Annotated in this window: 3 protein-coding genes; 2 read left to right on the top strand and 1 reads right to left on the bottom strand. The window is 46.2% G+C overall.

The window, feature by feature from the left end; genetic code table 11:
• Nucleotides 1-383, bottom strand: a 383-nt coding sequence (locus ACP5SG_RS09555) for a hypothetical protein (protein WP_428124043.1), incomplete at its 3' end; no start/stop codon positions are given.
• Between the two features lie 342 nt (nucleotides 384-725).
• Here ACP5SG_RS09555 and ACP5SG_RS09550 point away from each other — a divergent pair.
• Complete coding sequence (locus ACP5SG_RS09550) at nucleotides 726-2123, top strand: ATP-binding protein (RefSeq protein WP_424661672.1); 1398 nt, start codon at nucleotides 726-728, stop codon at nucleotides 2121-2123.
• The coding region (locus tag ACP5SG_RS09545) for a response regulator (RefSeq protein ID WP_428124038.1) at nucleotides 2120-2779 on the top strand (660 nt) is incomplete at its 3' end. The genes ACP5SG_RS09550 and ACP5SG_RS09545, both read left to right, overlap by 4 nt.

Genomic DNA, 2779 nt, shown 5'->3' with positions numbered 1-2779 from the left:
CTATAGAATTTTTCAAAATTCTCCGCCCTTATCTGGGCAAGAGTCTTAGTGTTATCCACTGCTGTGGATATAAAGACGGCCTTGTCAAAAATTGGAGATTTAGTGGCTTCCAGCATAGGATTTTTCAGATTTTTTCTGGCATTTCTGAATGCCTCAAAACCTTCTTTCTTTATAGCCCTTATCTTTTCCACCTGGGCATTAGAGAGATTTAGTTCTTTTTGAAGTTTTTGTATCCTCGCTTCAATCATCTGTTTTCTGTGTTTTTCACATCCTATGCAGCTTATCATCTGACCCATATGTTTATCCTGTAGTTGGTCTGCATAAGAAGAAGACGGAATAATTAAGATAGTTAAGATAGTGCAAATTATTTTTAGCTTTTTCATAAATAAACTCCCTTCGAAGTTATTTTCTAAGTTAGAGATAAGATTAAACTCCAATCCAGATTGGATAATGAGCAGGATACATAATCCTTATCTTCACCTCCTTTTTTAAAGATTATCTTGATTTTTGGAAAAAAGATACGAAACAAAAAAGGAAAAAATATGAAAGGAATAAGGAAATTTTTCTTTGGGGTTCAAATTTTATTTTTTTCTTGTAATTTTTTATGGTAGCAATGGAATCAATTTGCGTATCATGTCCGGCCAAATGGAGGCGACGTGAATTTAAGCATTACCCAACGGATTTTCTTGGCAATTCTTACTGCTAGTTGTATTGTGGTTATCTGTATGCTCTTGATCATGCAATGGAGTGTCGGCCATGGATTTTTGGGCTATGTCAACAGGCTTGAAGAAGATAGGCTTGAAGATCTTGCCGAGAAACTTGGAAGCGCATATGCCGAACACCACAACTGGAATTTCCTGCGTGATGACCCGGAAAAGATGTATCAATTCATAGCAGAGACCATGTATGAGATCGCTCCTCAGGTCAGCCGCTTGCCTGCGCCAGAGTCAGGTGACAAATGGGCGAATCAAAGACCGTTAGGGTCGTTTGGATTAAGATATAAGTGTTATCATCTGGGAAAGCGCATCTTTTTGCTTGACTCTAAGCATAGACCGATATTCGGAACCGGGACTGCTTCCGAAATCAACAACTTTAAAACAATTACCTATGAAGGCCGCGTAGTCGGCTATGTGGGGTTTAGGCCGCGCAAATATCTCTCGGACGTGCACCAGCTCCACTTTTTGAAACAACAGAAACTGATCCTAATTATTACGGCTTGCATAATGCTAGTAGTGGCCGCAGGGCTGTCTCTGCCTCTTGCGCGCCATCTTGTCAGGCCGCTTAAAAATCTGGCCGATGCCACATATCTTCTCGCTTCAGGGCGGTATGATATCCGCGTTCCCGACAACTCCACTGACGAGCTGGGACAACTTTCCAAGGATTTCAATTTGATGGCTGAGACGCTCAAAAAGAATGAGCAGGCGCGCCGCCAGTTTGTGGCCGACATTTCCCACGAATTACGTACGCCTCTCGCTGTGCTGCGGGGAGAGATCGAAGCGCTTCAGGATGGTGTCAGGCAGCCGACTGTAGAGGCGATAGGCTCTCTCCATTCTGAGGTAATACGTCTTGGCAGACTGGTGGATGATCTCTACCAGTTGGCATTGTCCGATGTCGGCGCGTTGGTTTACAAGAAGACAAAGATAGATCTATCTAAGGTCCTTGTCGAGGCGGTGGACAGGGTGAGGCCTGAGATAATAAAGAAATCTATAGCCATGACTGTCAACCTGCCTAGGAGTAAAATGTGGCTTGTCGCCGATCATGAGCGACTTAGTCAGCTATTTGATAACGTGTTGGAGAATGCGAAGAGATACACCGATCCGGGCGGCCAGGTCAAAATCAATCTGGGGCACGGGCACGGATGGGCGATAGTCGATATCATGGACAGCATACCAGGTGTGCCGGCCTCTGAAATAGGGAAGCTGTTCGACCGACTTTATCGTGTCGAGAGTTCCCGCAGCAGGGCTTCAGGAGGGGCAGGTCTGGGATTAGCGATATGTAAGAAGATTGTCGAGGATCACGGTGGGAGAATAGAGGCCCACCCATCGCCTCTCGGTGGTCTGTGGATCAAGATCTTGCTGCCTTTGACCGGTTATCCGGGTGAAGACAGGGAACAAGATCAATGAACAATAAAATATTGATTGTCGAAGATGAATCGAAGATTGCGAGCCTGCTGAGCGACTATTTGAAACGGGCGGGATTTGAGCCTTCTTGCCTGGATAACGGCCTGGATGTTGTCCCATGGGTGCGCCAGAACGCCCCGGCCCTGATCCTTCTTGACGTGATGCTTCCAGGTCGTGACGGCATGGAGGTCTGTAAGGACATACGTTCATTTTCAGGCGTGCCGATCATCATGGTAACGGCCCGTATTGAAGAGATTGATCGGCTGCTCGGGCTAGAGCTTGGAGCGGACGATTACGTCTGTAAACCATTTAGCCCGCGTGAAGTTGTGGCAAGGGTAAAGGCCGTTTTGCGGCGTGCATCTGGTGGACAGCCAGCGGCTGCGCAAGGGCTTGTACTTGATGAGATCCGTTATCGGGCGACTTTTAATGGGCATGACCTGAAGCTTACCGCCGTAGAATTTAAACTGCTCAGCATCCTGGCTGCCCATCCAGGCCGTATTTTCAGTCGCACCCAACTTATGAATTACATATACGACGACCAGCGCATTGTCGGTGATCGCACCATTGACAGTCATATCAAAAAGCTGCGCAAAAAAATCAAATCGGTTGCCCCTGATGCTGATTTTATCCATTCGCTTTACGGTGTTGGATATAAGTTC

Source organism: Dissulfurimicrobium sp. (genome assembly GCF_049968175.1).
Classification (GTDB): domain Bacteria; phylum Desulfobacterota; class Dissulfuribacteria; order Dissulfuribacterales; family Sh68; genus Dissulfurimicrobium; species Dissulfurimicrobium hydrothermale.
The sequence above is the reverse complement of the archived record's forward strand: the minus strand, read 5'-3'. Positions and strand labels throughout refer to the sequence as shown.

Coding starts and splice junctions, on each gene's coding strand:
- ACP5SG_RS09550 (WP_424661672.1), top strand. CDS start 726: ATGCTCTTGATCATGCAATGGAGTGTCGGCCATGGATTTTTGGGCTAT.